Origin of the sequence: Sulfuricaulis sp., assembly GCF_049587675.1 — a bacterium.
Taxonomy (GTDB): Bacteria; Pseudomonadota; Gammaproteobacteria; order Acidiferrobacterales; family Sulfurifustaceae; genus Sulfuricaulis.
Genome location: NZ_JBAVEJ010000273.1, coordinates 1 through 22,093, shown reverse-complemented (window position 1 = coordinate 22,093; position 22,093 = coordinate 1). Strand labels below are relative to the sequence as shown.

The 22,093-nt window shown below is 61.8% G+C and carries 24 protein-coding genes and 1 pseudogene; 20 read left to right on the top strand and 5 right to left on the bottom strand.

Annotated elements, in window-relative coordinates; translation table 11 throughout:
• From accB to WB402_RS14155, 14 genes are all read left to right on the top strand, one after another.
• A partial coding sequence (accB, locus tag WB402_RS14220) for an acetyl-CoA carboxylase biotin carboxyl carrier protein (RefSeq protein ID WP_424208972.1) occupies positions 1-300 on the top strand: 300 nt, incomplete at its 5' end.
• Positions 301-303: 3 nt separating this feature from the next.
• Entirely contained in the window at positions 304-1,644 is a 1,341-nt protein-coding gene (gene accC, locus WB402_RS14215; RefSeq protein ID WP_424208971.1) for an acetyl-CoA carboxylase biotin carboxylase subunit, read from the top strand.
• 50 nt (positions 1,645-1,694) lie between these two features.
• Complete coding sequence (gene prmA, locus WB402_RS14210; RefSeq protein ID WP_424208969.1) at positions 1,695-2,579, top strand: 50S ribosomal protein L11 methyltransferase; 885 nt, start codon at positions 1,695-1,697, stop codon at positions 2,577-2,579.
• A 152-nt stretch (positions 2,580-2,731) separates the two neighbouring features.
• On the top strand, positions 2,732-3,541 hold the full coding sequence (locus tag WB402_RS14205; protein ID WP_424208967.1) for a zinc-ribbon and DUF3426 domain-containing protein: 810 nt from the start codon (positions 2,732-2,734) through the stop codon (positions 3,539-3,541).
• Between the two features lie 270 nt (positions 3,542-3,811).
• Entirely contained in the window at positions 3,812-4,900 is a 1,089-nt protein-coding gene (gene dusB, locus WB402_RS14200; protein WP_424208965.1) for a tRNA dihydrouridine synthase DusB, read from the top strand.
• Complete coding sequence (gene fis, locus WB402_RS14195; RefSeq protein WP_424208963.1) at positions 4,897-5,139, top strand: DNA-binding transcriptional regulator Fis; 243 nt, start codon at positions 4,897-4,899, stop codon at positions 5,137-5,139. The genes dusB and fis overlap by 4 nt, the downstream gene beginning before the upstream one ends.
• 78 nt (positions 5,140-5,217) lie before the next feature.
• Entirely contained in the window at positions 5,218-6,789 is a 1,572-nt protein-coding gene (purH, locus tag WB402_RS14190; protein WP_424208961.1) for a bifunctional phosphoribosylaminoimidazolecarboxamide formyltransferase/IMP cyclohydrolase, read from the top strand.
• Between the two features lie 9 nt (positions 6,790-6,798).
• Positions 6,799-7,221 (top strand): GNAT family N-acetyltransferase, encoded by a 423-nt coding sequence (locus WB402_RS14185; protein ID WP_424208959.1) that lies wholly within the window; start codon positions 6,799-6,801, stop codon positions 7,219-7,221.
• 2 nt (positions 7,222-7,223) lie between these two features.
• Positions 7,224-8,516 carry a phosphoribosylamine--glycine ligase gene (gene purD / locus WB402_RS14180; protein WP_424208974.1) on the top strand — a complete coding sequence of 431 codons (1,293 nt, stop codon included), beginning with the start codon at positions 7,224-7,226 and terminating at the stop codon, positions 8,514-8,516.
• Between the two features lie 13 nt (positions 8,517-8,529).
• Positions 8,530-9,045: a 5-(carboxyamino)imidazole ribonucleotide mutase gene (gene purE / locus WB402_RS14175; protein ID WP_424208957.1), complete on the top strand. Its 516-nt coding sequence runs from the start codon at positions 8,530-8,532 to the stop codon at positions 9,043-9,045.
• Positions 9,042-9,587, top strand: coding sequence for an L-threonylcarbamoyladenylate synthase (locus tag WB402_RS14170; RefSeq protein ID WP_424208955.1), 546 nt, complete (start codon positions 9,042-9,044; stop codon positions 9,585-9,587). The genes purE and WB402_RS14170 overlap by 4 nt, the downstream gene beginning before the upstream one ends.
• Before the next feature lie 4 nt (positions 9,588-9,591).
• Positions 9,592-10,515, top strand: coding sequence for an oxygen-dependent coproporphyrinogen oxidase (hemF, locus tag WB402_RS14165; protein ID WP_424208953.1), 924 nt, complete (start codon positions 9,592-9,594; stop codon positions 10,513-10,515).
• Positions 10,512-10,913: an acyl-CoA thioesterase gene (locus WB402_RS14160; protein WP_424208951.1), complete on the top strand. Its 402-nt coding sequence runs from the start codon at positions 10,512-10,514 to the stop codon at positions 10,911-10,913. Before hemF ends, WB402_RS14160 begins: the two co-directional genes overlap by 4 nt.
• A 54-nt stretch (positions 10,914-10,967) precedes the next feature.
• Entirely contained in the window at positions 10,968-11,540 is a 573-nt protein-coding gene (locus tag WB402_RS14155; protein WP_424208949.1) for a hypothetical protein, read from the top strand.
• A 12-nt stretch (positions 11,541-11,552) separates the two neighbouring features.
• On the opposite strand, the gene WB402_RS14150 is transcribed toward WB402_RS14155, so the two are convergent.
• The 3 genes from WB402_RS14150 to mtnB form a co-directional block, all read right to left on the bottom strand.
• Positions 11,553-12,308, bottom strand: coding sequence for a slipin family protein (locus tag WB402_RS14150; protein WP_424208947.1), 756 nt, complete (start codon positions 12,306-12,308; stop codon positions 11,553-11,555).
• A 1-nt stretch (position 12,309) separates the two neighbouring features.
• On the bottom strand, positions 12,310-13,701 hold the full coding sequence (locus WB402_RS14145) for an NfeD family protein (RefSeq protein WP_424208945.1): 1,392 nt from the start codon (positions 13,699-13,701) through the stop codon (positions 12,310-12,312).
• Between the two features lie 61 nt (positions 13,702-13,762).
• A complete protein-coding gene (gene mtnB / locus WB402_RS14140; RefSeq protein ID WP_424208943.1) occupies positions 13,763-14,395 on the bottom strand; it encodes a methylthioribulose 1-phosphate dehydratase in 633 nt (210 codons plus the stop codon).
• Between the two features lie 251 nt (positions 14,396-14,646).
• Here mtnB and WB402_RS14135 point away from each other — a divergent pair, with 251 nt between their 5' ends.
• From WB402_RS14135 to WB402_RS14110, 6 genes are all read left to right on the top strand, one after another.
• Complete coding sequence (locus tag WB402_RS14135; RefSeq protein ID WP_424208941.1) at positions 14,647-15,297, top strand: class II aldolase/adducin family protein; 651 nt, start codon at positions 14,647-14,649, stop codon at positions 15,295-15,297.
• 136 nt (positions 15,298-15,433) lie between these two features.
• Entirely contained in the window at positions 15,434-15,865 is a 432-nt protein-coding gene (locus tag WB402_RS14130) for a hypothetical protein (protein ID WP_424208939.1), read from the top strand.
• A 39-nt stretch (positions 15,866-15,904) separates the two neighbouring features.
• Positions 15,905-16,603 (top strand): 23S rRNA pseudouridine(2604) synthase RluF, encoded by a 699-nt coding sequence (gene rluF, locus WB402_RS14125; protein WP_424208937.1) that lies wholly within the window; start codon positions 15,905-15,907, stop codon positions 16,601-16,603.
• A gap of 17 nt (positions 16,604-16,620) precedes the next feature.
• Positions 16,621-17,127 carry a hypothetical protein gene (locus WB402_RS14120; RefSeq protein ID WP_424208935.1) on the top strand — a complete coding sequence of 169 codons (507 nt, stop codon included), beginning with the start codon at positions 16,621-16,623 and terminating at the stop codon, positions 17,125-17,127.
• Between the two features lie 142 nt (positions 17,128-17,269).
• Positions 17,270-18,784 carry a glucose-6-phosphate dehydrogenase gene (gene zwf, locus WB402_RS14115; protein WP_424208933.1) on the top strand — a complete coding sequence of 505 codons (1,515 nt, stop codon included), beginning with the start codon at positions 17,270-17,272 and terminating at the stop codon, positions 18,782-18,784.
• A gap of 19 nt (positions 18,785-18,803) precedes the next feature.
• Positions 18,804-21,182, top strand: coding sequence for a glycoside hydrolase family 15 protein (locus WB402_RS14110; RefSeq protein WP_424208931.1), 2,379 nt, complete (start codon positions 18,804-18,806; stop codon positions 21,180-21,182).
• Positions 21,183-21,252: 70 nt separating this feature from the next.
• Here WB402_RS14110 and WB402_RS14105 read toward each other — a convergent pair whose 3' ends face one another.
• Entirely contained in the window at positions 21,253-21,807 is a 555-nt protein-coding gene (locus tag WB402_RS14105; protein WP_424208929.1) for a 1,2-dihydroxy-3-keto-5-methylthiopentene dioxygenase, read from the bottom strand.
• A 27-nt stretch (positions 21,808-21,834) separates the two neighbouring features.
• Positions 21,835-22,093 (bottom strand): annotated as a pseudogene (locus WB402_RS14100) (hypothetical protein); the annotation flags it as partial.

The window sequence follows — 22,093 nt, the reverse complement described above, 5'->3', positions numbered from 1 at the left end:
CCCCATGCCGCTCCGGCGGCACCAGCCGCCGCCCCGGCCGCGACACCGGCGGAAGCGCAGCCGGCGGGTCATGCGGTCATTTCACCCATGGTAGGGACTTTCTATCGAGCCGCTTCACCCGAGGCGAAATCCTTTGTCGACGTCGGCAGCCAGGTCAACGTGGGCGATACCCTGTGCATCATCGAGGCCATGAAGATGATGAACGAGATCGAGTCCGACAAGGCCGGCGTCATCAAGGCAATCTTCAAGGAAAACGGCCAGCCGGTGGAATACGGCGAGACCCTGTTCATCATCGAGTAAGCCATGATCGAGAAAGTGGTTATCGCCAACCGCGGCGAAATTGCGCTGCGTATCCAGCGCGCCTGCCGCGCCCTCGGCATACGCACCGTGGCCCTGTACTCCACGGCCGACCGTGAGGCCAAGTATGTCAAGCTCGCGGACGAATCGGTGTGTATCGGGCCGCCACGCGCGACCGACAGTTACCTGAACATCCCGGCGGTGATCAGCGCCGCCGAAGTCACCGACGCCCAGGCGATCCATCCCGGCTACGGCTTTCTCTCGGAGAACGCCGACTTCGCCGAGCGCGTGGAGCAAAGCGGTTTCATTTTCATCGGCCCGCGCGCCGAAACCATCCGCCTGATGGGCGACAAGATCTCCGCCATCCGCACCATGAAAAAGGCCGGCGTGCCGTGCGTGCCCGGCTCCGACGGCGCGGTGGGCGATAATGAAAAAGAAGTCCTGAAACTCGCCGCACACATCGGCTATCCGGTGCTCATCAAGGCCGCCGCCGGCGGTGGCGGCAAGGGCATGCGCGTGGTGCACACCGAGGCGGCCCTGCTCAACGCCGTGTCTCTGACTAAGGCCGAAGCCAAGGCCGCCTTCGGCAATGACACCGTCTACATGGAGAAATACCTCGACAACCCGCGCCACATCGAATTTCAGGTGCTGGCCGACACCCACGGTCATGCGATCCATCTGGGAGAGCGCGACTGCTCGTTGCAGCGCCGTCACCAGAAGGTGGTCGAGGAATCGCCGGCACCGGGCATTCCCGAGAAGCTGCGCAACAAGATTGGCGAACGCTGCGCCGACGCCTGCCGCAAGATCCATTATCGCGGCGCCGGCACTTTCGAGTTTCTGTACCAGGACGGTGAGTTCTATTTCATCGAAATGAATACGCGCGTGCAGGTCGAGCACCCGGTCACCGAGATGGTCACGGGCGTGGACATCGTGCGCGAACAGCTGCGCATCGCCGCGGGCGAGAATCTCGCCTTCCGCCAGAAAGACATTACCTGGCGCGGGCACGCCATCGAATGCCGCATCAACGCCGAAGATCCGAAGAATTTCATTCCCTCGCCGGGACGCATCACCACGTGGCACCCGCCCGGCGGACCGGGCATCCGCGTGGACTCGCACGTGTACACCAACTACTTCGTGCCTCCCTACTATGATTCGATGATCGCCAAGCTCATCGCCTTCGGCGACACGCGCGAGATAGCGCTGGCGCGCATGCGCATCGCGCTTTCCGAAATGATCGTGGACGGCATCAAGACCAACATCCCGTTGCACCAGGACATCATGAACGACACGTTTTTCATCCGCGGCGGGGTGAACATCCACTACCTGCACAAGAAACTCGGCCTCTAGGAATATCGAGCAGACAATCCATCCGCTGGATATCCCACGAACACCGGTTCATGCCCTGGCTCAAACTGAAACTGCGCACGAATCAGGATAAAGCGCAGGTGCTTGCCGACGCGCTCGAGGAGTGGGGTGCGATTTCGGTCACGCTGCAGGACGCCGGCGACGAGCCGGTATTCGATACCTATTGGGAACAAAGTCCGCTGTGGTCGCAGGTTCAAGTCACCGGTCTTTTCCCGGAACACACCGACACTGACGATATTCTTTCGCGCGCGCGCGAATGCCTGGGTCTCGTGGAAAACCCGCCGCACGAAATCGATCTGCTCGGTGACGAGGACTGGGCGCATTCGTGGATGGCGCATTACAAACCATTGCAGGTCGGCAAAGATCTGTGGGTTGTGCCAAGCTGGTGCACGCCGCCGGTACCGGACGCCGTCAATATCATTCTCGATCCGGGACTCGCCTTCGGCACCGGCGATCACCCGACCACCTCGCTGTGTCTCGAATGGCTGGCGGAACAGACGCTCACCAACAAGATCATTCTCGATTACGGCTGCGGCTCGGGCATTCTCTCGATCGCCGCGCTCAAGCTCGGCGCGAACCAGGCCTATGCCGTGGACATCGATCCACAGTCCCTGGAAGTCACGCGCCGGAACGCGCTGCATAACGGCATCCACACCGGCCTGAACGTCATGCTGCCGTCCGAATTGCCCGCAGACCTTCAGACTGACATCGTGATCGCCAACATTCTTTTCGGCACGCTGATCGAGCTGGCCCCGGATATCAAGGCACGCGTGCGGCCTGGGGGCTGGCTGGTACTGTCGGGATTACTGGGAAACGATCAAGCCGTGGAAGTGCGGCCGCATTACGAGCCGCCGTTTGTGCTGAACGCGCGCGAACGACAAAAGTGGGTGCTGCTCGCGGGACGTAAACCGGGCTAAGCTCATATCATGTCCAGATGAACGGAGTAGGTTGGACGATTATTATGGCCAGACGAACGAAGTAGGGCGACTGTTCCAATGGCCAAACGAACGGAGTAGGTCGACTAGTCATATGGCAAGACGAACAAGCGATAGCGAGTAGGGCTCCATTCATGTACGCCCAGTGCCCCGCGTGTCTGACGACATTCAAGATCACGTCCGCGCAGCTCACCGCGCGTGGCGGCATGGTGCGCTGTGGCATCTGCTCGGCGATCTTTCACGCTAAGCAGCGCTTGCTGCAGGTGTCGCCCAAGCCCGACGCGGAAACCACGGCACCCACGCCGGAAGAAACCATTTCCGCCAAAAAAACCAAACGCGTGCATAGCGGGAAAAACCGGAGGGTAAGTTCCAGGCGTCGCCGCACCAGAATTGAGCCCGCGCTGACGACGAACGCCGAAGATGCCGCCATTCCCACCGTCACCGAACTCGAGCGCCTCGTCAAACCGCGGTCGTTCTGGCGTTCGTTCTTCTGGTCGCTCGGAAATCTGGCGTTGCTGTTCCTGCTCGCCGGCCAGATTATCTACTTCTATCACGACGAGTTGGCCACCGATCCTTCGTGGCGACCCGTGGTGCGGGAGTTCTGCGATCATGCCGGCTGCGAATTGCGTCCGCGTCAGGACATCGCCCGCATTGAACTGCTCCAGACCAGTATTGCGCCGCATCCAAAATACGCAAATGCTCTGCGCATCCGGGCGACGCTGGTCAACCGCGCCACCTTTGCTCAAGCATACCCCGGAATGGAAATCAGCCTCACCAGTAACGCCGGCAACGTGCTCGCGCGCCGCACTTTCACCCGGGCGCAATACCTCGAACCGCTGGCGAGCTCTGCGCTAACCCCGAACGTGGTGGCCACGGCATTGCTCGATGTAACTAATCCCGACGGCAAAGCCGTTGGATATGAAATCCGACTGGTTACGCCCTAAACCGGCGAATGACGACGCACCAATGCGGTGCGACAACATGCAAACCCATGATCGGTTTCGCGCCGAAATGGACTTTTATTCTGTGTGTCGCCCAATATCGAAATAAAATTAATCCGGAGGGATCCACCGAAGCCTTACATCGCCTCGACATCCTGCTTTTCAATCAACGAAATAAAATTCTTTCGCCGTTCATCGTTCCCCCCTTCCCTGCGCTCGGAGTTTCTGGTTAAGATTGCTCCCCCTCGTCGTCCAGGGTAGAGAAATCCGATCATGAGAATCGGTCACTATAAACTGAAAAATAATCTGTTCCTTGCCCCCATGGCCGGTGTCACCGACAGACCGTTCCGCGGCCTGTGCCGCCGGCTCGGCGCTGGCATGGCCGCCTCGGAAATGGTCTCGTCCAATTCCCTGCTGTGGGGCAGCGAAAAAACCAGGCGCCGCGCCGATCATGACGGCGAGGAAGAGCCGCGCGCCGTGCAAATTGTCGGCAGCGATCCGGCGCTGATGGCGCAGGCCGCGCGTTACAACACCGAACGCGGCGCGCAGATCATCGACATCAACATGGGTTGTCCGGCGAAGAAGATTTGCAACGTGTACGCCGGCTCGGCGCTGATGCAGAACGAGAAACTCGTCGCAGAAATTCTGCATGCGGTGGTGAAAAGCGTCGATGTTCCGGTAACGCTCAAGATCCGCACCGGCTGGGACCGCGCGAACCGGAACGGCGCGGTCATCGCGCGCGTCGCCGAGGATTGCGGCATCCAGGCGCTCGCGGTGCACGGCCGCACGCGCGCCGATGCGTTCCAGGGCGAGGCCGAGTACGGCACTATCGCCGCCATCAAGGCGGCAGTTAAGATTCCGGTGATTGCCAACGGCGACATCACCACGCCCGAGAAGGCTGCTTTTGTACTCCAGCACACGGGTGCCGATGGCCTGATGATCGGCCGCGCGGCCCAGGGGAATCCCTGGATTTTCCGGGAAATCTCGCATTTTCTGGCCACCGGCGAGAAACTCGCCCCGCCCCCGGTAACGGAAGTGCGCGACACGCTGCTCGCCCATCTGGATACCCTGTACGCGTTCTACGGCGAATACAGCGGCGTGCGCATGGCGCGCAAGCACATCTCCTGGTACAGCAAGGGCCTGCGCGACGGCGCCGCTTTCCGGCATCGAGTCAACCAGGTGGAAACCTGCGATGCGCAGGTGATCATGGTGCGCGAGTTTTTTGACGTGCAGGACGCACTCATGCCGCGAGAGACAGGTACGTCGGGAGCGGCTGACCGGCAACAACAGGCCATGGCCGCTCCTGCGCATCCTGCGCTCGCGGCATTCGTACATCCCTGTACAGCAGAGATGGCGGCATGACCAAGGATCGCAAGGGACCGCTCGCGGCCTGCGTCAGGCAGTCGCTGGAACGCTATTTCAACGACCTCAATGGCGAGAAGACCACGGACGTGTACGACATGGTCATCGCCGAGGTGGAAAAGCCGCTGCTCGAGATCGTCATGCGTCACGTCAAAAGCAACCAGTGCAAGGCGGCGGAAATCCTCGGCATTAATCGCAATACCCTGCGCAAAAAACTCAAAACCTACAAGCTGGTCTGACGGAATGTGATTGCGGAGGCGGGCGGCGGAATTTAGAATTCCCCCCTCCTATTTATCCCAATCCGGATCCCGTACTCCATGACAATTATCCGGCGCGCGCTGATCAGCGTTTCCGACAAGAGCGGCGTGCTGGAATTTGCGCGCGCGCTCAAAACGCATAACGTCGAAATTCTCTCCACCGGCGGTACCGCGAAACTGCTTGCCGACAACGGCGTCGCCGTGATCGAGGTGTCCGACTACACCGGCTTCCCGGAAATGCTCGACGGACGCGTCAAGACGCTGCATCCGAAAATCCACGGTGGCATCCTGGGGCGGCGCGATACCGACAGCCATGTCAAAACCATGCGCGATCACGGGATACCGCCCATCGATCTCGTCGTGGTCAATCTCTATCCGTTCGAGGAAACCATCGCGCGCCAGGATTGCACGCTGGCGCTCGCGATCGAGAACATCGACATCGGCGGCCCGACGCTGCTGCGCGCTGCGGCGAAGAATTACACCGCAGTCACGGTGGTGGTGGACGCCCGCGATTACGGCCCGGTGCTCGATGAAATGAAACAACGCCAGGGATCGGTGGGCGATGAGCTGCGCTTTCGTCTGGCGACCAAGGCCTTCGAGCACAGCGCCGCGTACGATGGCGCGATCGCCAATTATCTCGGCCGTCTGCGACCGGACGGGACGCGCGGCGAGTTCCCGCAAACCTATAATCTGCAGTTCCACCACGCCATGGCGTTGCGCTACGGGGAAAACCCGTACCAGAAAGCAGCGTTCTATGTCGAACGCCACGCCGCCGAGGCGTGCGTATCCACGGCACGTCTGCTGCAGGGCAAGGAGCTTTCGTTCAATAACATTGCCGACGCCGACGCCGCGCTCGAGTGCGTGAAATCGTTCGACGAGGCCGCGTGCGTCATCGTCAAGCACGCCAATCCGTGCGGCGTTGCCATCGACGCCACGGTGCTCGCGGCCTACCAGCGCGCTTACAGCACCGATCCGACCTCGGCCTTCGGCGGCATCATTGCCTTCAACCGTCCGCTCGACGCCACCACCGCCAAAGCTATCCTCGACCACCAGTTCGTCGAGGTCATTATCGCCCCCTCGATCGACGCAGATGCCAAACCGGTACTCGCCGCCAAACCCAATGTGCGCGTGTTCGAATCCGGCGCCTGGGGCGCGACGCGTCCGGCGAGCATGGACATGCGGCGCGTGACCGGCGGCCTGCTGGTGCAGGATACCGACCAGGGAATGGTGACGGAAAAAGATCTCAAGGTGGTTACCCAGCGCGCGCCATCCAGACAGGAACTGCGCGATATGTTGTTCGCGTGGAAAGTGGTGAAGTTCGTCAAATCCAATGCCATTGTTTACTGTAAAGAGGGCCGCACAATCGGTGTCGGCGCGGGCCAGATGAGCCGCGTGTACAGTGCGCGCATCGCTTCGATCAAGGCGACCGACGCCGGCCTCGAGGTGCGCGGCAGCGTGATGGCCTCGGACGCCTTCTTCCCGTTCCGCGACGGGCTCGACCAGGCGGCCGAGGTCGGCATCACCGCCGTGATCCAGCCGGGCGGCTCGATGCGTGACAAGGAGATCATCGAGGCCGCCGATCAGCACGGCATCGCCATGGTGTTCACCGGCATGCGGCACTTCCGGCACTGAAGGCCACCGATGAAAATCGCGCTCGCCGAGACCGAGGCCGACATCGCGCGCTGCTATCCGGTGATGGTCGAGTTGCGACCACACCTTAGCGCCTCTGAATTTGCATCGCGGGTACAAAAGCAGCAGGCCACGGGCTTCCATCTGGCTTATCTAGAGGAGGCCGGTGAGGTGCGCGCGGTGGCAGGGTTCCGTTATCTCGAAATGCTGGCTTGGGGCAAAATTCTTTACGTGGACGACCTGGTCGCAGCACCAGCACAACGCTCGCGCGGACATGGCGGCCAACTTTTCGACTGGCTGGTGGCGCAGGCGAAACAGAATAATTGCGACGAGTTTCATCTCGATTCCGGCGTGCAGCGTTTCGGGGCGCATCGCTTCTACCTGACACGACGCATGGACATCATCTGCCATCACTTCGCGCTGAAACTCAAATGAAGCTGAAAGTCCTCGTCATCGGCGGCGGCGGTCGCGAGCACGCGCTGGCGTGGAAAATCGCGCAGTCGCCCCGGGTCGAAAAAGTGTTCGTCGCCCCCGGCAACGCCGGCAGCGCGCGCGAGCCCCAATGCGAAAACATCGCTATCGCTGCCGAGGACGTGGACGGCCTGCTCCGGTTCGCGCAACAGAACAAGATAGATCTCACCGTCGTCGGCCCCGAAGCGTCACTGGTGCTCGGCGTGGTCGATAAATTCCGCGCTGCGGGTTTGCGCATCTTTGGTCCGACGAAAGATGCCGCACGGCTCGAGGGCTCCAAGGCCTTTGCCAAGGATTTTCTCGCGCGTCACAAGATTCCGACCGCCGCCTACGGCAACTTCACCGAGGTCGCCGCCGCCGAGGCTTATATCAAAAAAACGGGCGTGCCCATCGTGGTCAAGGCCGACGGACTGGCGGCCGGCAAAGGCGTGATCATCGCGCAGACCACGGGCGAAGCCGTGTCCGCGGTGCACGACATGCTTGCAGGCAATGCCTTCGGCGATGCCGGGCACCGCGTGGTGGTCGAGGAATTCCTCACCGGCGAAGAGGCGAGCTTTATCGTCATGGTCGACGGCGAACACATCCTGCCGCTCGCGACTTCGCAGGACCACAAGCGCGTTGGCGACGGCGACACCGGCCCCAACACCGGTGGCATGGGCGCGTATTCGCCGGCCCCGGTAGTAACGCCGGAGATTCACGCGCGCATCATGCGCGAGGTGATCGAGCCCACCGCACGCGGGATGGCATCGGAAGGACATCCCTACACCGGCTTTCTGTACGCGGGGGTCATGATCGCGCCCGACGGCACGCCCAGAGTGCTCGAATACAACTGCCGCTTCGGCGATCCTGAAACCCAGCCGGTCATGATGCGGCTGCAGTCGGACTTCCTCGAACTGATCGAGGCCGCGCTCGACGGCAAACTGGACCGGGCGCAGGCTAAATGGGATGGTCGCGCGGCGCTGGGCGTGGTCATGGCCGCGGGGGGGTATCCCGGTTCATTCAGCAAGGGCGACGCCGTCACCGGCCTGCCGGAAACCACAGCAGACGATTGCCATGTGTTCCACGCCGGCACCGCGCTCAAGGATCGCGCGGTGGTCACCAGCGGCGGCCGGGTGTTGTGCGTCACCGCCCTGGGCGCTACAGTGAGCGCGGCGCAAAAGCGCGCCTACGAGACCGTGAAAAAAATCCACTGGCGCGGCGCGCAGTACCGCACCGACATCGGCTACCGCGCGATCGCGCGGGAAAGATCATCGCACTAAGGGCAGACATCGCATGAGCAAACCTTTCGTCGCCATCCTGATGGGTTCGGACTCGGACCTCGAGACCATGCAGACCACGGTCGAGACGCTCGACAAGTTCCAGATTGCACGCGAGGTCCGCGTGTTGTCCGCGCACCGCACGCCCGACGCCACCCATGCCTACGTCAAGGACGCCGACGCCCGCGGTTGTGCCGTGTTCATCGCCGCCGCCGGCATGGCCGCGCATCTCGCCGGCACCGTGGCCGCGCTCACGAACAAGCCTGTCATCGGCGTGCCCATGGCCGCCGGTCCCTTGCAGGGCCAGGACGCGCTGTTGTCCACGGTGCAGATGCCGGGCGGCATTCCGGTCGCCTGCGTCGCCATCGGCAAGGCCGGTGCCAAGAACGCCGCCTATCTCGCGGTGCAAATACTCGCCCTGTCAGACAAGGAACTCGTGCAGCGTCTGGCCGATGAGCGCAAGGCCAACGCCACGGAGATTCTCGCCAGGGACAAGACCGTGCGCGAGAAATTTGCCAAGTTGCACGCTTGACCACGGCTGATCTGACCCGAGCTGCACGCATCATCAAGAACGGTGGCATCATCGCCTATGCCACCGAATATTGCTTCGGCTTCGGCTGCGACCCCATGAACCGTTCGGCAGTGTGGCGCTTGCTGCGCATCAAGCGCCGTCCGTCCGACAAAGGGCTGATACTCATTGCCGCGGATGTCGACCAGCTCGATTCCTACGTGGACAATATCCCGGCACCGGTGCGCGACACCTGGCCCGGGCCGCACACTTGGCTGCTCGAACCACGCGAGGGTGTGCCTGGCTGGATCACGGGGGATCATCCGAGGATCGCGGTGCGCGTGACCGCGCATCCGCAGGCCGCGGCCCTGTGTAAGACTGCGGGCATGGCCATCGTTTCGACCAGCGCCAATCGCAGCGGCGGCGCGCCGACGCGCAGTTATCGCGAGACGTTGCGCCGCTTCAAAGGGGGAGTGGATTACGTCCTGCCCGGGATGGTCGGCGGCGCGCCGGCGCCGACACCGATCCGCGACGCCGCCAGCGGCAAACTGGTGCGCGAGGGTTAACGGCATGTCGCACCCAGATATCACCGCGGTCAAATCCTACCTGCTTGGATTGCAGGACCGGATCGGCGCGGCGCTCGAAACAGAAGACGGCAAGGAAAAATTCCGCGACGACGCCTGGGAGCGCCCCGAAGGCGGCGGCGGGAAATCGCGGGCGCTGGCCGATGGCGCCGTGTTCGAACAGGCCGGTGTGAATTTCTCGCATGTACACGGCAAGAACCTCCCGCCCTCGGCTAGCGCGCACCGCCCGGAACTCGCCGGCCGCTCGTTCCAGGCGCTGGGTATGTCGCTGGTGATTCACCCGCGCAATCCCTATGTTCCTACGTCACACTGCAACGTGCGGTTTTTCATCGCCGAGAAAGCGGGTGCCGAACCGGTGTGGTGGTTCGGCGGAGGTTTCGACCTCACGCCGTACTACGGTTTTGAGGAGGATGCCATCCACTGGCATCGCACGGCAAAGTCTGCGTGCGATCCGTTTGGCGCCAATATCTATCCGCGTTTCAAGAAATGGTGTGATGAATATTTTTTCCTCAAACACCGCAACGAGCCGCGTGGCATCGGCGGCTTGTTCTTCGACGATTTCAACGAAAAAAATTTTGAACACGCGTTCGGCTTCATGCAGAGCGTGGGTGATCATTACCTGCCCGCCTACCTGCCGATCGTGCAGAAGCGCAAGGCAACGCCCTATGGCGAGCGTGAGCGCGATTTTCAGCTGTACCGCCGCGGGCGCTATGTCGAGTTCAACCTGGTCTACGATCGCGGCACGCTTTTCGGCCTGCAATCCGGTGGGCGTACCGAGTCCATCCTCATGTCGCTACCGCCGCTGGTAAAGTGGCGCTACGATTGGCGGCCCGCGCCGGGCACGCCGGAGGCGAAACTATACGACACTTTCCTGAAACCGCGCGACTGGCTCGCGACGGAGGCGACATGAGCGATCCCGTGCAACTTCCCGACCGGCACGCCACGCTGCGGCTGGTGCCCATGGTCAAGGATACCAACGCCGCCGGCGATGTCTTCGGCGGCTGGGTGATGTCGCAGGTGGACATCGCCGGCTCGGTCGCGGCCGTGCGCCGCGCCAAGGGGCGGGTGGTCACCGTGGCGGTCAATGCCTTCCACTTCGTCGCGCCGGTGTCCGTGAACGACCTGGTCAGTTTCTATGCCCAGGTCGTGAAAGTGGGAACCACCTCGATCACCGTGGACGTCGAAGTCTATGCCGAGCGTGGCCTGCGCTCTCCCAAACCGGGTGAGGTGGTCAAGGTTACCGAAGCGGTGCTGACCTACGTGGCGGTGGACGAGAAGCGCCAGAAACGCCCGGTGCCGCCGGAATGATTTTTTGTCCGGCGCGGGTGGACAGCCCCGGAGCCAGCCGCTAGGCTGTTTCTCATGACGGAACGAGTTACCCGGCACGGGCTGGTACAGGGACGGCGCGGTTCGACGGCGGCTGTTGTTGCGGCGATGCTGCTGATGAGTTTTATCTCCGTGCTGCATGCCGCGAGCGCGCCCGTGCTCCTGCTTCTGGAACACACGGAGGCCGGAAAACAGATTCAGACCAAGATTGAGTTGAAAGACGGGCTGGTGGCGTCACCCGAAAAGGGTAAGCCTCAGACCAAGTGGATTATCCGTGCGGGAGACGCCCTCAAGAGCGAGGTGCAACCCGGCGACCGTAGCGTCAATTTCTACCAGAGTACGGGCGCTCAAAACACTCTGCTCTTCATCGTCAAGGTGCGCTACTACCAAAACGCTACGGGTCGGTGGGTGCCGCAGTTTCTGCTCAACGAAGAACCTCTGGTGATACGGAAAAACGGGCGTTGGCTGCCACTGACCACCGTCCAGGGCGTGCCCAACCTCATCGAGCACACCGGCACCGCGCTGCCGAATGCCGAAGGCTATTTCCCCTCCCTCGAATTCGGAATGACCACTGGCGCCACCTCCATTGACGCCTGGCTGGTGCAGTAATCGTCGGCGCTGCTACTTTTTCTTCAGAAAATCCAGAAACGGCGTAATCAGATCCATCGGCAGCGGGAACACGATGGTGTTGCTCTTGTCGTTGGCCATGCCGGCCATGGTCTGCAGATAGCGCAGCTGCAAGGCCTGCGGACTCTTGCTCAAAAGATCCCCCGCCTGGACCAGCTTCTCTGCCGCCTGCAACTCACCCTCGGCATGAATCACCTTGGCACGCCGTGTGCGTTCGGCCTCGGCCTGCTGCGCGATGGCGCGCACCATGGTGGGATCGATGTCGATGTGCTTGATCTCGACCGCGGTGACCTTGATGCCCCAGGCATCGGTGGCAGCGTCCAGAATTTTCTGGATATCGGCATTGAGCTTGTCGCGCTCGGCCAGCATCTCGTCGAGCTCGTGTTTGCCGAGCACCGAGCGCAGGGTAGTCTGGGCGAGCTGGTTGGTGGCGGAGTAGTAATCCTCCACCTGGATGATCGCGCGCTGCGGGTCGATGACGCGGAAGAACACCACCGCGTTAACTTTCACCGACACGTTGTCGCGTGAGATCACGTCCTGCGGTGGCACATCCATCACGACGATGCGCAGGTCGACCTTCACCATCGTCTGGATGCCGGGCCAGATGATGATCAGCCCCGGTCCCTTGACCTTCCAGAAGCGTCCGAGCATGAACACCACGCCGCGCTCGTATTCGCGCAGGATACGAAATGACGAGAACACCAGCACGATAATAACAACAGGAACAAAACTCCAGGAGATAAATCCCATATCAATGACCCTCCGGGTTATACGGCTCCACCGTCAAAATCAGCCCCTCGATTCCGACGACCTTCACTTTCTGTCCGCGCTTGAGCGCCGCGCTTGAGCGCGCCTGCCATTCCTCGCTGTGCACGCGCACGCGTCCATTGCCTTTGAAATTTTCCAGCGCCTCGCCGGGCGCGCCGATCATTTCTTCCTGTCCGCTTACCACGTTTCGCTTGCGCGCCTTGAGCGCCATGATCACCACGCCGATGAAAAACGCCGCGCTCAGCGCCGCCACGGCCGCAATCAGCGGCCAGGCGACGGTGTAACCCTCGACATCGGTGTCCATGAGAATGATCGAGCCCACGACGAACGCGATCACGCCGCCGATGCCGAGCGCGCCGAAGCTTGGCAGGAACGCCTCGGCCACCATGAACGCGATGCCGAGCAGGATAAGTCCCAGGCCAGCATAGCTGATGGGCAACACCTGGAACGCGTAAAGCGCGAGCAGCAGGCAGATGCCGCCGACGACGCCTGGCAATACATAACCGGGATTCCAAAGTTCAAAAAAGAGTCCATAGATACCGAGCAACATCAGAATATAAGCGACGTTCGGGTCGGTAATGGCCGCGAGCAGGCGGCTGCGCCAGTCGGGCTCGTAGCTGTGAACCTGCAAGCCTTCGGTCTTAAGGGTGATGTCGCGGCCCTGGATGTTCAGCTTGCGACCGTCGAGTTTCTTGAGCAGATCGGCACTATCGGCGGCAATGAAGTCGGCCACGTTTTTCTTGACCGCCTCCTCCGCGGAAATCGATGCCGCCTCGCGTACCGCGCTTTCGGCCCAGTCTACATTGCGCCCGCGCATCTGCGCCAACCCGCGGATGTAGGCGATGGCGTCGTTCATCGCCTTTTCGTCCATGCCGGGTTTGCCCGCCTTGGCAGGTTTTTCCTTGGCGCCCTTCTGGTCCGGGGAATCTTTCTTGTCCTCCTTCTCCGGCGGCTTGGAACCGCCGCCCGGATCGGGTACGCCGCCGATGTGCACCGGCGTGGCGGCGCCGACGTTGGTCGCGGGCGCCATGGCGGCGATATGGGAGGCCAACAGAATATAGGCGCCGGCGCTGGCGGCGCGCGCGCCCGAAGGCGCGACGAAAGTCACCACCGGCATGGGCGAGGCCAGGATGTCCTGGATGATCCGGCGCATGGCGGTGTCGAGCCCGCCGGGGGTGTCCATGCGCAGGATCACGAGCGTCGCCGCTTCGTCCCTGGCTTTCTCCAGCCCGCGGTGCACGTAGTCGCTGGTCGCCGGCCCGATGGCGCCGTTGATGTTGAGCACCACCACCTGCCCGGGCGTGACGGCGTCCTTGGCCAGCAGCAGCAGCGGCCAGACCACGAGCAACAAAAGCAGGATGCGCAGGCGTTTCATACGACACACCTTATCAGACATTGGGCCGGGGGTAGAACCGCGTGTCCCGGTTAGAGCAAAATCAGCGGCGGGAGTTCGTCTGATAACGCAGGATAAACTCCAGAATCTCAAAGCGGTTATAGGCCTCCTGCAGGCTCGCGCCCCACACGGTCGGGCCGTGGGAGCGGACCATGAGCGCGGTGATGGCCGGCGCGGTTTTGGCGAAGCGCTTGCGGATGTCCTCGGCGATGCGCGAGACATCGAGGACGTTTTCGAACAGCGGCAGGTCGACTTTCGGGTTCTGCTTCCAGACATCGAAACCCTTGATCATTTCGATCGGCGCGAGGCGCAACGTCCTGGCACCCGGCTTCGCGCGATCAGCGGCGAGACATGCATCGACACTGTGGCCGTGCAGGCAGGCGCGCGCGTTCGGGAACAGCGTATAGAGCGTGCGATGAATGGCGGTCTCGGCCGAAGGCTTGTTCTCCGGCCGCACGCGCTCGACGACCTCTCCGTCCTTCACGCGCACCAGCAGAAAATCCAGTTCATCCAGCCGGCCCTTGGGCCAACTGCTCGCAGTGATCCAGAAATGATTGTCATCCTCGCGCGCGGACAGATTGCCCGCCGTGCCCGCCATCCAGCCGCGCGCATGGAAGTCACGCGCAATTTCAACCAGCGCCGCACGCGGTGGGAGCTCATCTAGCAATCGGGCCATTACCGTCTCGGCCTCATGGCGTGTCCGAGGGTTCCGGGATGGCTCGTCTGACGCCGTTTAATACACAGATGGTCGAGCTGTGCTTGGAGGCCATTAACGGCGGAAACCGCGGCATGAAAAAACAGGAGCTTTCGTGCTGAACGCATTGTTATGCATTCGGTTGTTATTGATGACTGAATTATACACCGCCGAGAAATTTGCGCGTATGATTCCAGATCATGTTTCGTTCGACTTTTTATCGGAGCCACAGCATGCGAGAGATACCCGAAGCAAGTTTGGATCGGTTCGTTGATGCCTGTCACGAAGTCGCCAAACATGGATTGGTGCGGTGCAGCTGCGGCAATCTTTCCATGCGTGTGGATGAAGAATGCTTTCTCGTCACCGCCACGGGCAGTTGGATGAGTAATCTGACCCGTGATCAGGTTGCCGTTTGCCGCATCGAAGACGGGAACAGCCTCAATGACAAAAAGCCCAGCTCCGAAACCGGGTTCCATGCCGGTATTTTACGGTCGCGTCCGGACGTTAACGTCGTGCTGCATTTTCAGACGCCCTGTGCCACGACCGTGGCCTGCCAAGCCGCGGACCATATCGACTTTTCCCTTATTCCGGAGGTCCCGTTTTATATCGGTCCGGTGGCGCGGGTTCCGTACTTCACGCCCGGGTCCGGAGAGCTGGCCGCGGCAGTCACGCAGGCCATGGCCACGCACGACATGGTGCTGCTGAGTAATCATGGGCAAGTCACTGCGGCCCGGGACTTCGATCATGTCCTGCAAAATGCAGAGTTTTTCGAACTGGCCTGTGAAATTATTCTGCTGGGCGGGAAATCCATTACGCCATTGACCTCACAGGCGATTGAACAGCTCCAGGTGTTACGCTCGAAAACGGTGGGCCGCGCGGTTTGAGACGGTTTGCCGAACCTGTGACTCCCGCTACGTGCAGCGCCTTTCTCATACGAAATTTAAGAACATCGCCGTCGACGAACGACGACGAATTTGAAATGGTGCCGGTAGACTTGCGCCATCGTGTTGCGCGCCCATCATGAAACCAGTGGTTCAGTTGGAGCGCACCGGTTGCGGTATTGCGAGCGTCGCCGCGATCGTCGGTCTTTCGTATCCGAAAGCGAAGACGATCGCTAATTCACTCGGCATCTTCGCGCAAGACAGGAATTTGTGGTCGAAAACTTCGCACGTTCGGAAATTGCTTGGACACTTGGACATCAAGACAGGTCCCCGTGAAGTGCCTTTCCGTTCGTGGGCGACGCTGCCGGACCTCGCCCTGTTGTCGATCAAGTGGCATCTTGAAAAAGGCCGCCCCCATTGGCATTGGGTTGTGTTCGTGCGTCAAGGCGGACAATCCTGCGTGCTGTACTCAAAGAAGAATCTGCGTTCCCATCGCCGAATCGATTTTGGGCGCATGAAGCCAAAATGGTATATCCCGATCGCCAGCTTGGCGGATAAATACGCGGACTAACCGGCTGTTGGCGGACCACCGTCCGCGGCGCGCAAGCTCATGAGATTGAATAAATACATCAGTGAAACCGGAATCTGCTCGCGCCGCGAAGCCGATGCCTGGATTGCCAGCGGCCGGGTGACTATCAACGGCAAGCGCGCCGAGCTCGGCACGCAGGTCAACGAGGGCGATGAGGTGCGCGTGGACAAGCGCGTGGTCGGCGCAAAGAAACGGCATATCTATATCTGTCTGAATAAACCCGTCGGCATTACCTGCACCACCGAGCGGCACATCGAGGGCAATATCATCGATTTCATCGGCCATGCCGAGCGGATTTTCCCGATCGGGAGGCTGGACAAGGATTCCGAGGGACTGATCCTGCTCACGAACCACGGCGATATCGTGAATGTGATCCTGCGTTCGGAGAACAATCACGAGAAAGAATACATCGTGACCGTCGACAAGCCGGTGACGGAAACTTTCCTCACGGGCATGGCCGGCGGCGTGCACATTCTCGGCGAGCGCACCAAACCCTGCCGGGTCAGCCGCGTGGATAAATACGTGTTTCGCATTATTCTCACGCAGGGACTGAACCGGCAAATCCGGCGCATGTGCGAGGTGTTCGGCTACCACGTGCGCCGGCTGCAACGCATCCGGATCATGAACATCAAGCTCGGCAACCTGAAGGCCGGCCAGTGGCGTAATTTGTCCGGAGCAGAACTTCGCGAGCTGTTGCCGACCACTGCTGTGCGACGTTAACGCCAGAAAAAACCACAATGAAAAAACGACGCGTGGTGGTCAACGATTTGATGCAGAAGAACTACATCTACTGGCCCGTGGATCCGGTCGGGAGAAATTTTCATGTCGAGTTCAAACCTGAGCTGACCCCGAAACAGATGCTCGAGCTCGGTGTCTTCGGCGGCAAGTACCTGACCGACTGCCGGATGGAATTTCCCAAATCATGGTACGCCAAGGCCAAGTTATGCCACGAGTTCCACGATCCGAAGCTGAATTATTTCGGGGTGAACGCCTCCAAACCGTTGTCGTACTGGAAAAAGAAAGGCTGGATCAATCCCGAAGACCCGCGCGGCTGGTTCCAGTGGTATTGCCGCTACTACCTGGGCCGGCGCGGCCCGGATGATGCGCGCCAGATCAGGCGCTGGAAGGCGATGACGCGGCACATTGCCCAGGTCCGGAAGCACTGCCGCAAGGGCGAGATCCGCTGCCGGCGCAAACAACGGCAGGCGCTGCTGCACTGGGCCTACGACAGCCGCAAGCTCTGAAACAGATTTACCGCCTATGACGGGAACACCCGGCCTGCGCGGGTCACGGGGAACGTTCGCAACGCTCCCTAGTCGAAAGGGGCATTGCGCAAGTTCCCGCATACCCCTGATTCATCCGTCAGAACAAGAACCCGAGGCGCGAATGGAAATCCGAACCCCCAATCCCGATACCGTATTCGTGCTGTTCGGCGCGGGCGGTGATCTGTCGCGGCGATTGATCGTTCCGGCGCTCTTCAACCTGTATCTGGACGGCCAACTGCCGCCTCGATTTCGGCTGCTCGGTATCGACCGGCAGGACAGCGATGCCACCGCGCTCGCGGAGAGTTTTTGCCAGGGTGTCGTCGATTTCTCACGGCGCGGCGCGGCGGCGGCAGATGTCTGGGCCCGGTTTGCGGCGATGATCAATTATCAGCGCATGGACCTGACCGATTCGGCGGCCTACACGGCGCTGGGCACACATCTGTCAGCCGTCACGGTCCCGATGGCGGAACATATCTTTTACATGGCCACGCCGCCGTCACTGTTCGCGCCGATCGCGCGCGGACTCGGTGCCGCAGGACTGGCGCGCGACCCGTCGCGGTCACGCATCGTGGTGGAGAAACCGCTGGGACATGACTTGCCGTCGTTCCGCGAGATCAACGCGATGCTGAGCGAACAATTCAGCGAACAGCAGCTGTACCGCATCGACCACTTCCTCGGCAAGGAAACCGTGCAGAATATCCTGGCGATGCGTTTCGCCAACCCTATCTTCGAACCGATCTGGGATCGGCGCTATATAGATCATGTGGTAATCACAGTCGCCGAAACCATCGGCATTGAACGTCGCGGCGCGTTTTACGAACGCGCCGGGGCGCTACGCGACATGGTGCAGAACCACCTGATGCAGCTGTTGTGCCTGGTGGCGATGGAACCGCCGGTGGCCTATGACGCCGATAACATACGCGGCCGCAAGATGGACGTGCTGAGCGCCTTGCGGCCGATCACCCGCGAACAGGTGCCGCAGTCCGCGGCGCGCGGTCAATACGCGGCCGGCTGGATCAATGGCGCCCGGGTTCCGGCGTATCGCGAAGAGCCGGACGTGGCGCCACAGTCCAACACCGAGACTTATGCGGCGGTGAAACTCTTCGTCGACAACTGGCGCTGGCAGGACGTGCCATTTTACATGCGTACCGGCAAGCGCCTGACGGCGGCGGTATGGGAAATCTCGATTCGCTTCCGCGACGTGCCGCATCGCGCCTTCCCTGCATCCGCCGGTCTCAACACACAACCGGTTCGGCTGGTGATCCAGATGCAGCCCGAGCAGGGCATTGTGCTCAAGTTCATGGCCAAGGAACCCGGTTCGGCCCTGCGGCTGCGCCCGGTGGACATGCGTTTCAGTTATCGCGAGGCCTTCAAGATGCCGTCGCCGGAAGCTTACGAAACGCTGCTGCATGACGTGATGACCGGTGACGCAACCCTTTTCATGCGCGCCGACCAGGTCGAGGCCGCGTGGCGGGTGCTGATGCCGGTGCTGGAGTCATGGGCGGACAATCCGCCGAATGATTTTCCCAATTACGCCGCCGGTACCTGGGGGCCGGAATCGGCCGAGGCGCTGGTGGCCGCGGACGGCAACAGCTGGCTGACCCCGACGCTGCCGCCATCAGCGTCTGCAACCTGATTCCATATACGGAGTTGCCATGGACGAGTTGACACACACACCTGTCACCGAACCCATCGCGCCGGGCGCGCCCGGCATTTCTCCCACCTGGTCGAGCAGTTCCAAGGACATGGTCGGCTGCGCGCTGGGGTCGTCGCGGCTGTGGTACACCGTCGGCTATGGCATCGTCAACGAAGTCTATTATCCGCGCATCGACATTCCGCAGATTCGCGATCTGGGTTTCATCGTCGCCGACAGCAAGGGATTCTGGGTAGAGGTCAAGCGACTGCGCGGCCGCAGTCTGCGCACCGCCGCACCAGGCGTGCCGGGTATGGAAGTGGTGCATCACCACCCGCGTTTCGAACTGACGCTGCGCATCGCGCCGGATCAACAACGCGACGTGCTGCTGATAGACGTCAAGCTTGAAGGCGATGAAAGCCTCCGGCCTTACGCGCTGCTCGCGCCGCATCTCGGCGGCACCGGCTACGACAACCGCGCGGCGATCGATGAGTATCACGGTCGCCAGGTGCTGTGGGCGGAACAGGGACCCTTCGGTCTGGCGCTGGCCGCCGTGGACGCGACGCAGCGCGATGCCTGGGGCCGCGCCAGCGCCGGCTATGTCGGGATGAGCGATGGCTGGCAGGACTTCAAGCGTAACGGCGCGATGCAGTGGCAGTTCCGGGAGGCCGGTCCCGGCAACGTCGCGCTCATGGGTGAACTGCCGCGCCGTTCGACGCTGGCGCTCGGCTTCGGCAGCAGCCGCGAGTCGGCCGCCGTGCTCGCGATCGGAGCGCTGACGCAACCGTTTGCCAACCACTGGCAGGCACATATCGAGCGCTGGCAGGCATGGCATGCCGGGTGCGGTGAATGCTGCAAGTCCGTGCCCGATCTGCCCGCAGTCTTGCGCGAACAGTTCACGACTTCGGCGATGGTGCTGCGAACGCATCTCGATCTAACCTACCCCGGGGCGATGGTGGCGAGCCTGAGCATTCCCTGGGGCAACACCCGCAACGAACGCGGTGGTTATCACCTGGTGTGGCCGCGCGACCTGGTGGAATGCGCGGGCGCGCTGCTGGCGCTCGGCGCCGAGGACAAGGCACGCGAAGTCCTGCGCTACCTGATCTCGACTCAGCATGCCGACGGACACTGGAATCAGAATCAGTGGCTGGGCGGCAAGCCGTTCTGGCAGGGGATCCAGCTCGATGAGACCGCGTTTCCGGTACTGCTGGCCGCACGCATGCACGAACACGACTCCCTGGCCGGTACCGAGGTGACAGACATGGTGCGCCGGGCGCTCGGCTTCATCGCGCGCACCGGACCGGCCAGCGACCAGGACCGCTGGGAAGAGGACGCGGGGGTGAACGCCTTCACGCTGGCAGCGTGCATCGCGGCACTGGTGGACGGTGCGCGTTTTCTCGAACCGGAAGCGCGTGACATGGCGCTGGCGCTGGCCGACGACTGGAATGCCCAGATTGAAAAATGGACGGTGGCGCGCGGGACCGACTTGGCGCGTCGCACCGGCGTGTCGGGTTATTACGTGCGCATCGCACCGGCCGACACACTGATGAATGAAGAATCGCTCAGCGAAACCCTGCCGATCAAGAACCGCGTGCAGGACCCCGGGCTGTCGGCCACGGAACAGATCGGTACCGATTTTCTACAACTAGTGCGCTTCGGTCTGCGCCGCGCCGACGACCCGGTGATTGTCGATACGCTGAAGGTGGTCGATGAATTACTGAAAGTCGATACGCCCAGCGGTCCGGCGTGGCATCGCTATAACGGCGACGGTTATGGCGAACATCCCGACGGCACTCCGTTTAACGGCACCGGTCAGGGTCGCGCCTGGCCCCTGCTCACCGGCGAACGCGGGCATTATGAGTTGTGCGCCGGCCGCGACCCGCTGCCTTTGCTTGCCGCCATGGCGTCCATGTGCGGACAGGGCGGGTTGATGCCGGAGCAGGTTTGGGACAGTGAGGCGATACCGGTGCATTGGCTCTATCCCGGACGTCCCTCCGGTTCGGCGATGCCGCTGGCCTGGGCCCATGCGGAGTACATCAAACTGGCCGTGTCACGCGCACTGGGAGCGCCCTTTGACCGGCCGACCGCGGTGTGGGAACGCTATCAGGGCAAGCGACCGAAGGCGATGTGGCGGCACTGGTGCGAACAGGCGCCGATCGGACATATTACCGTGGGTCAACGCTTGCGCCTCTGCCTGCATGCGCCGTCGACCGTGCAGTGGAGCCTGGACAGTTGGCATACTGTCCATGAGCTGCGCACCGATGATAGCGGACTGGGTCTGCACGTCGCGACACCGGATATCCCAATGATGTCGACCGGGACGCAGATCGATTTCAGTTTCCGTTATGACGACGGCCGTGTCGTGAACGATCGGCGTTATCGAATCGAAGTCACCGGCTGATCAACTAAAGAATAACTGGCGACTGGCCACCTGAGCCCGCGACAGCGGTAAGCGTTGACGCCCGGCCGGTTCAGGCCGTCGCTGCCTCGGCGAACGCGCGGTCGCGGCCGGTGTAGTGTGGAGTCCAACCGGAGGTGTCGATGAAGTAGCGCACCGCCTTGCAGCGGGTGCAGCCGCGCATCTCGAACCAGTGCTCGGCGTTGGCCGGGACGTTGATGTAATCGCCGCCGCTGACTTCGAGAAGAAATTGCTTTCCGTCCGCTTCGACGAAGCCGAAGTAACCGGTGCCCGCGAGGATGTAGCGCACTTCGTCGTCCGAGTGCGTGTGGATCTTGTCGAACTTGCCGAGCATGTCGGCGAGTCCCGGGATGTCCTCGTGGATCACCACCATGTCGCGCGTCTGGTAGCCCTTCTCGCGCTTCAGTTCCTCGAAGCGGTTCTGGACGAAACCGAGCAGTTCCTCCTTTTCGGTGTCGCTCAGGCTTTTCTTCTCCAGCAATTCATTCGCGCGCGGGTCCGTGGGCGCGGGCCAGTGACGCAGCGTGATGCCAAGGCGCGCCAGCCGGCTCTGAACGGAGGACAAGTCTTTCAACTCTTTACCGTCGGAAAAAATGATGCGGGCCATGATCGATTTCCTCCTGTTGAATGAGTGTCAGCCGATGACGGGTTTATCGCCGCCCGTGCGTCGCGCCAGCGGCTTGATCAGGGGTTTAGGACGGACCGCGGGTTTAGCCTGGGCGGATACCGGCGGGGCCGGAAGTGACTCCGGTGGACGCACCGGCTGTGCTTCCGGTTCAGGCGCGCGCGCCAGTTGTGGTTCCGGGCGCCGTGCTTCGTGCTCGTGGTGACGCTCGCGTTCGGGGCGGCGTCCGCGCTCCCCATGCCGCGCCTCGCGCCCCCGACCCCCATGC

What these genes read in the sequence shown, in the direction of transcription:
- WB402_RS14160 (WP_424208951.1), top strand. Translation starts at nt 10,512, where the DNA reads ATGAGCGATCCCGTGCAACTTCCCGACCGGCACGCCACGCTGCGGCTG.
- purH (WP_424208961.1), top strand. Translation starts at nt 5,218, where the DNA reads ATGACAATTATCCGGCGCGCGCTGATCAGCGTTTCCGACAAGAGCGGC.
- WB402_RS14150 (WP_424208947.1), bottom strand. Translation starts at nt 12,308, where the DNA reads ATGGGATTTATCTCCTGGAGTTTTGTTCCTGTTGTTATTATCGTGCTG.
- mtnB (WP_424208943.1), bottom strand. Translation starts at nt 14,395, where the DNA reads ATGGCCCGATTGCTAGATGAGCTCCCACCGCGTGCGGCGCTGGTTGAA.
- zwf (WP_424208933.1), top strand. Translation starts at nt 17,270, where the DNA reads ATGGAAATCCGAACCCCCAATCCCGATACCGTATTCGTGCTGTTCGGC.
- hemF (WP_424208953.1), top strand. Translation starts at nt 9,592, where the DNA reads ATGTCGCACCCAGATATCACCGCGGTCAAATCCTACCTGCTTGGATTG.
- rluF (WP_424208937.1), top strand. Translation starts at nt 15,905, where the DNA reads ATGAGATTGAATAAATACATCAGTGAAACCGGAATCTGCTCGCGCCGC.
- fis (WP_424208963.1), top strand. Translation starts at nt 4,897, where the DNA reads ATGACCAAGGATCGCAAGGGACCGCTCGCGGCCTGCGTCAGGCAGTCG.
- WB402_RS14185 (WP_424208959.1), top strand. Translation starts at nt 6,799, where the DNA reads ATGAAAATCGCGCTCGCCGAGACCGAGGCCGACATCGCGCGCTGCTAT.
- WB402_RS14105 (WP_424208929.1), bottom strand. Translation starts at nt 21,807, where the DNA reads ATGGCCCGCATCATTTTTTCCGACGGTAAAGAGTTGAAAGACTTGTCC.
- WB402_RS14135 (WP_424208941.1), top strand. Translation starts at nt 14,647, where the DNA reads ATGCGAGAGATACCCGAAGCAAGTTTGGATCGGTTCGTTGATGCCTGT.
- dusB (WP_424208965.1), top strand. Translation starts at nt 3,812, where the DNA reads ATGAGAATCGGTCACTATAAACTGAAAAATAATCTGTTCCTTGCCCCC.
- WB402_RS14205 (WP_424208967.1), top strand. Translation starts at nt 2,732, where the DNA reads ATGTACGCCCAGTGCCCCGCGTGTCTGACGACATTCAAGATCACGTCC.
- WB402_RS14155 (WP_424208949.1), top strand. Translation starts at nt 10,968, where the DNA reads ATGACGGAACGAGTTACCCGGCACGGGCTGGTACAGGGACGGCGCGGT.
- prmA (WP_424208969.1), top strand. Translation starts at nt 1,695, where the DNA reads ATGCCCTGGCTCAAACTGAAACTGCGCACGAATCAGGATAAAGCGCAG.
- WB402_RS14120 (WP_424208935.1), top strand. Translation starts at nt 16,621, where the DNA reads ATGAAAAAACGACGCGTGGTGGTCAACGATTTGATGCAGAAGAACTAC.
- WB402_RS14110 (WP_424208931.1), top strand. Translation starts at nt 18,804, where the DNA reads ATGGACGAGTTGACACACACACCTGTCACCGAACCCATCGCGCCGGGC.
- WB402_RS14130 (WP_424208939.1), top strand. Translation starts at nt 15,434, where the DNA reads ATGAAACCAGTGGTTCAGTTGGAGCGCACCGGTTGCGGTATTGCGAGC.
- WB402_RS14145 (WP_424208945.1), bottom strand. Translation starts at nt 13,701, where the DNA reads ATGAAACGCCTGCGCATCCTGCTTTTGTTGCTCGTGGTCTGGCCGCTG.
- accC (WP_424208971.1), top strand. Translation starts at nt 304, where the DNA reads ATGATCGAGAAAGTGGTTATCGCCAACCGCGGCGAAATTGCGCTGCGT.
- purE (WP_424208957.1), top strand. Translation starts at nt 8,530, where the DNA reads ATGAGCAAACCTTTCGTCGCCATCCTGATGGGTTCGGACTCGGACCTC.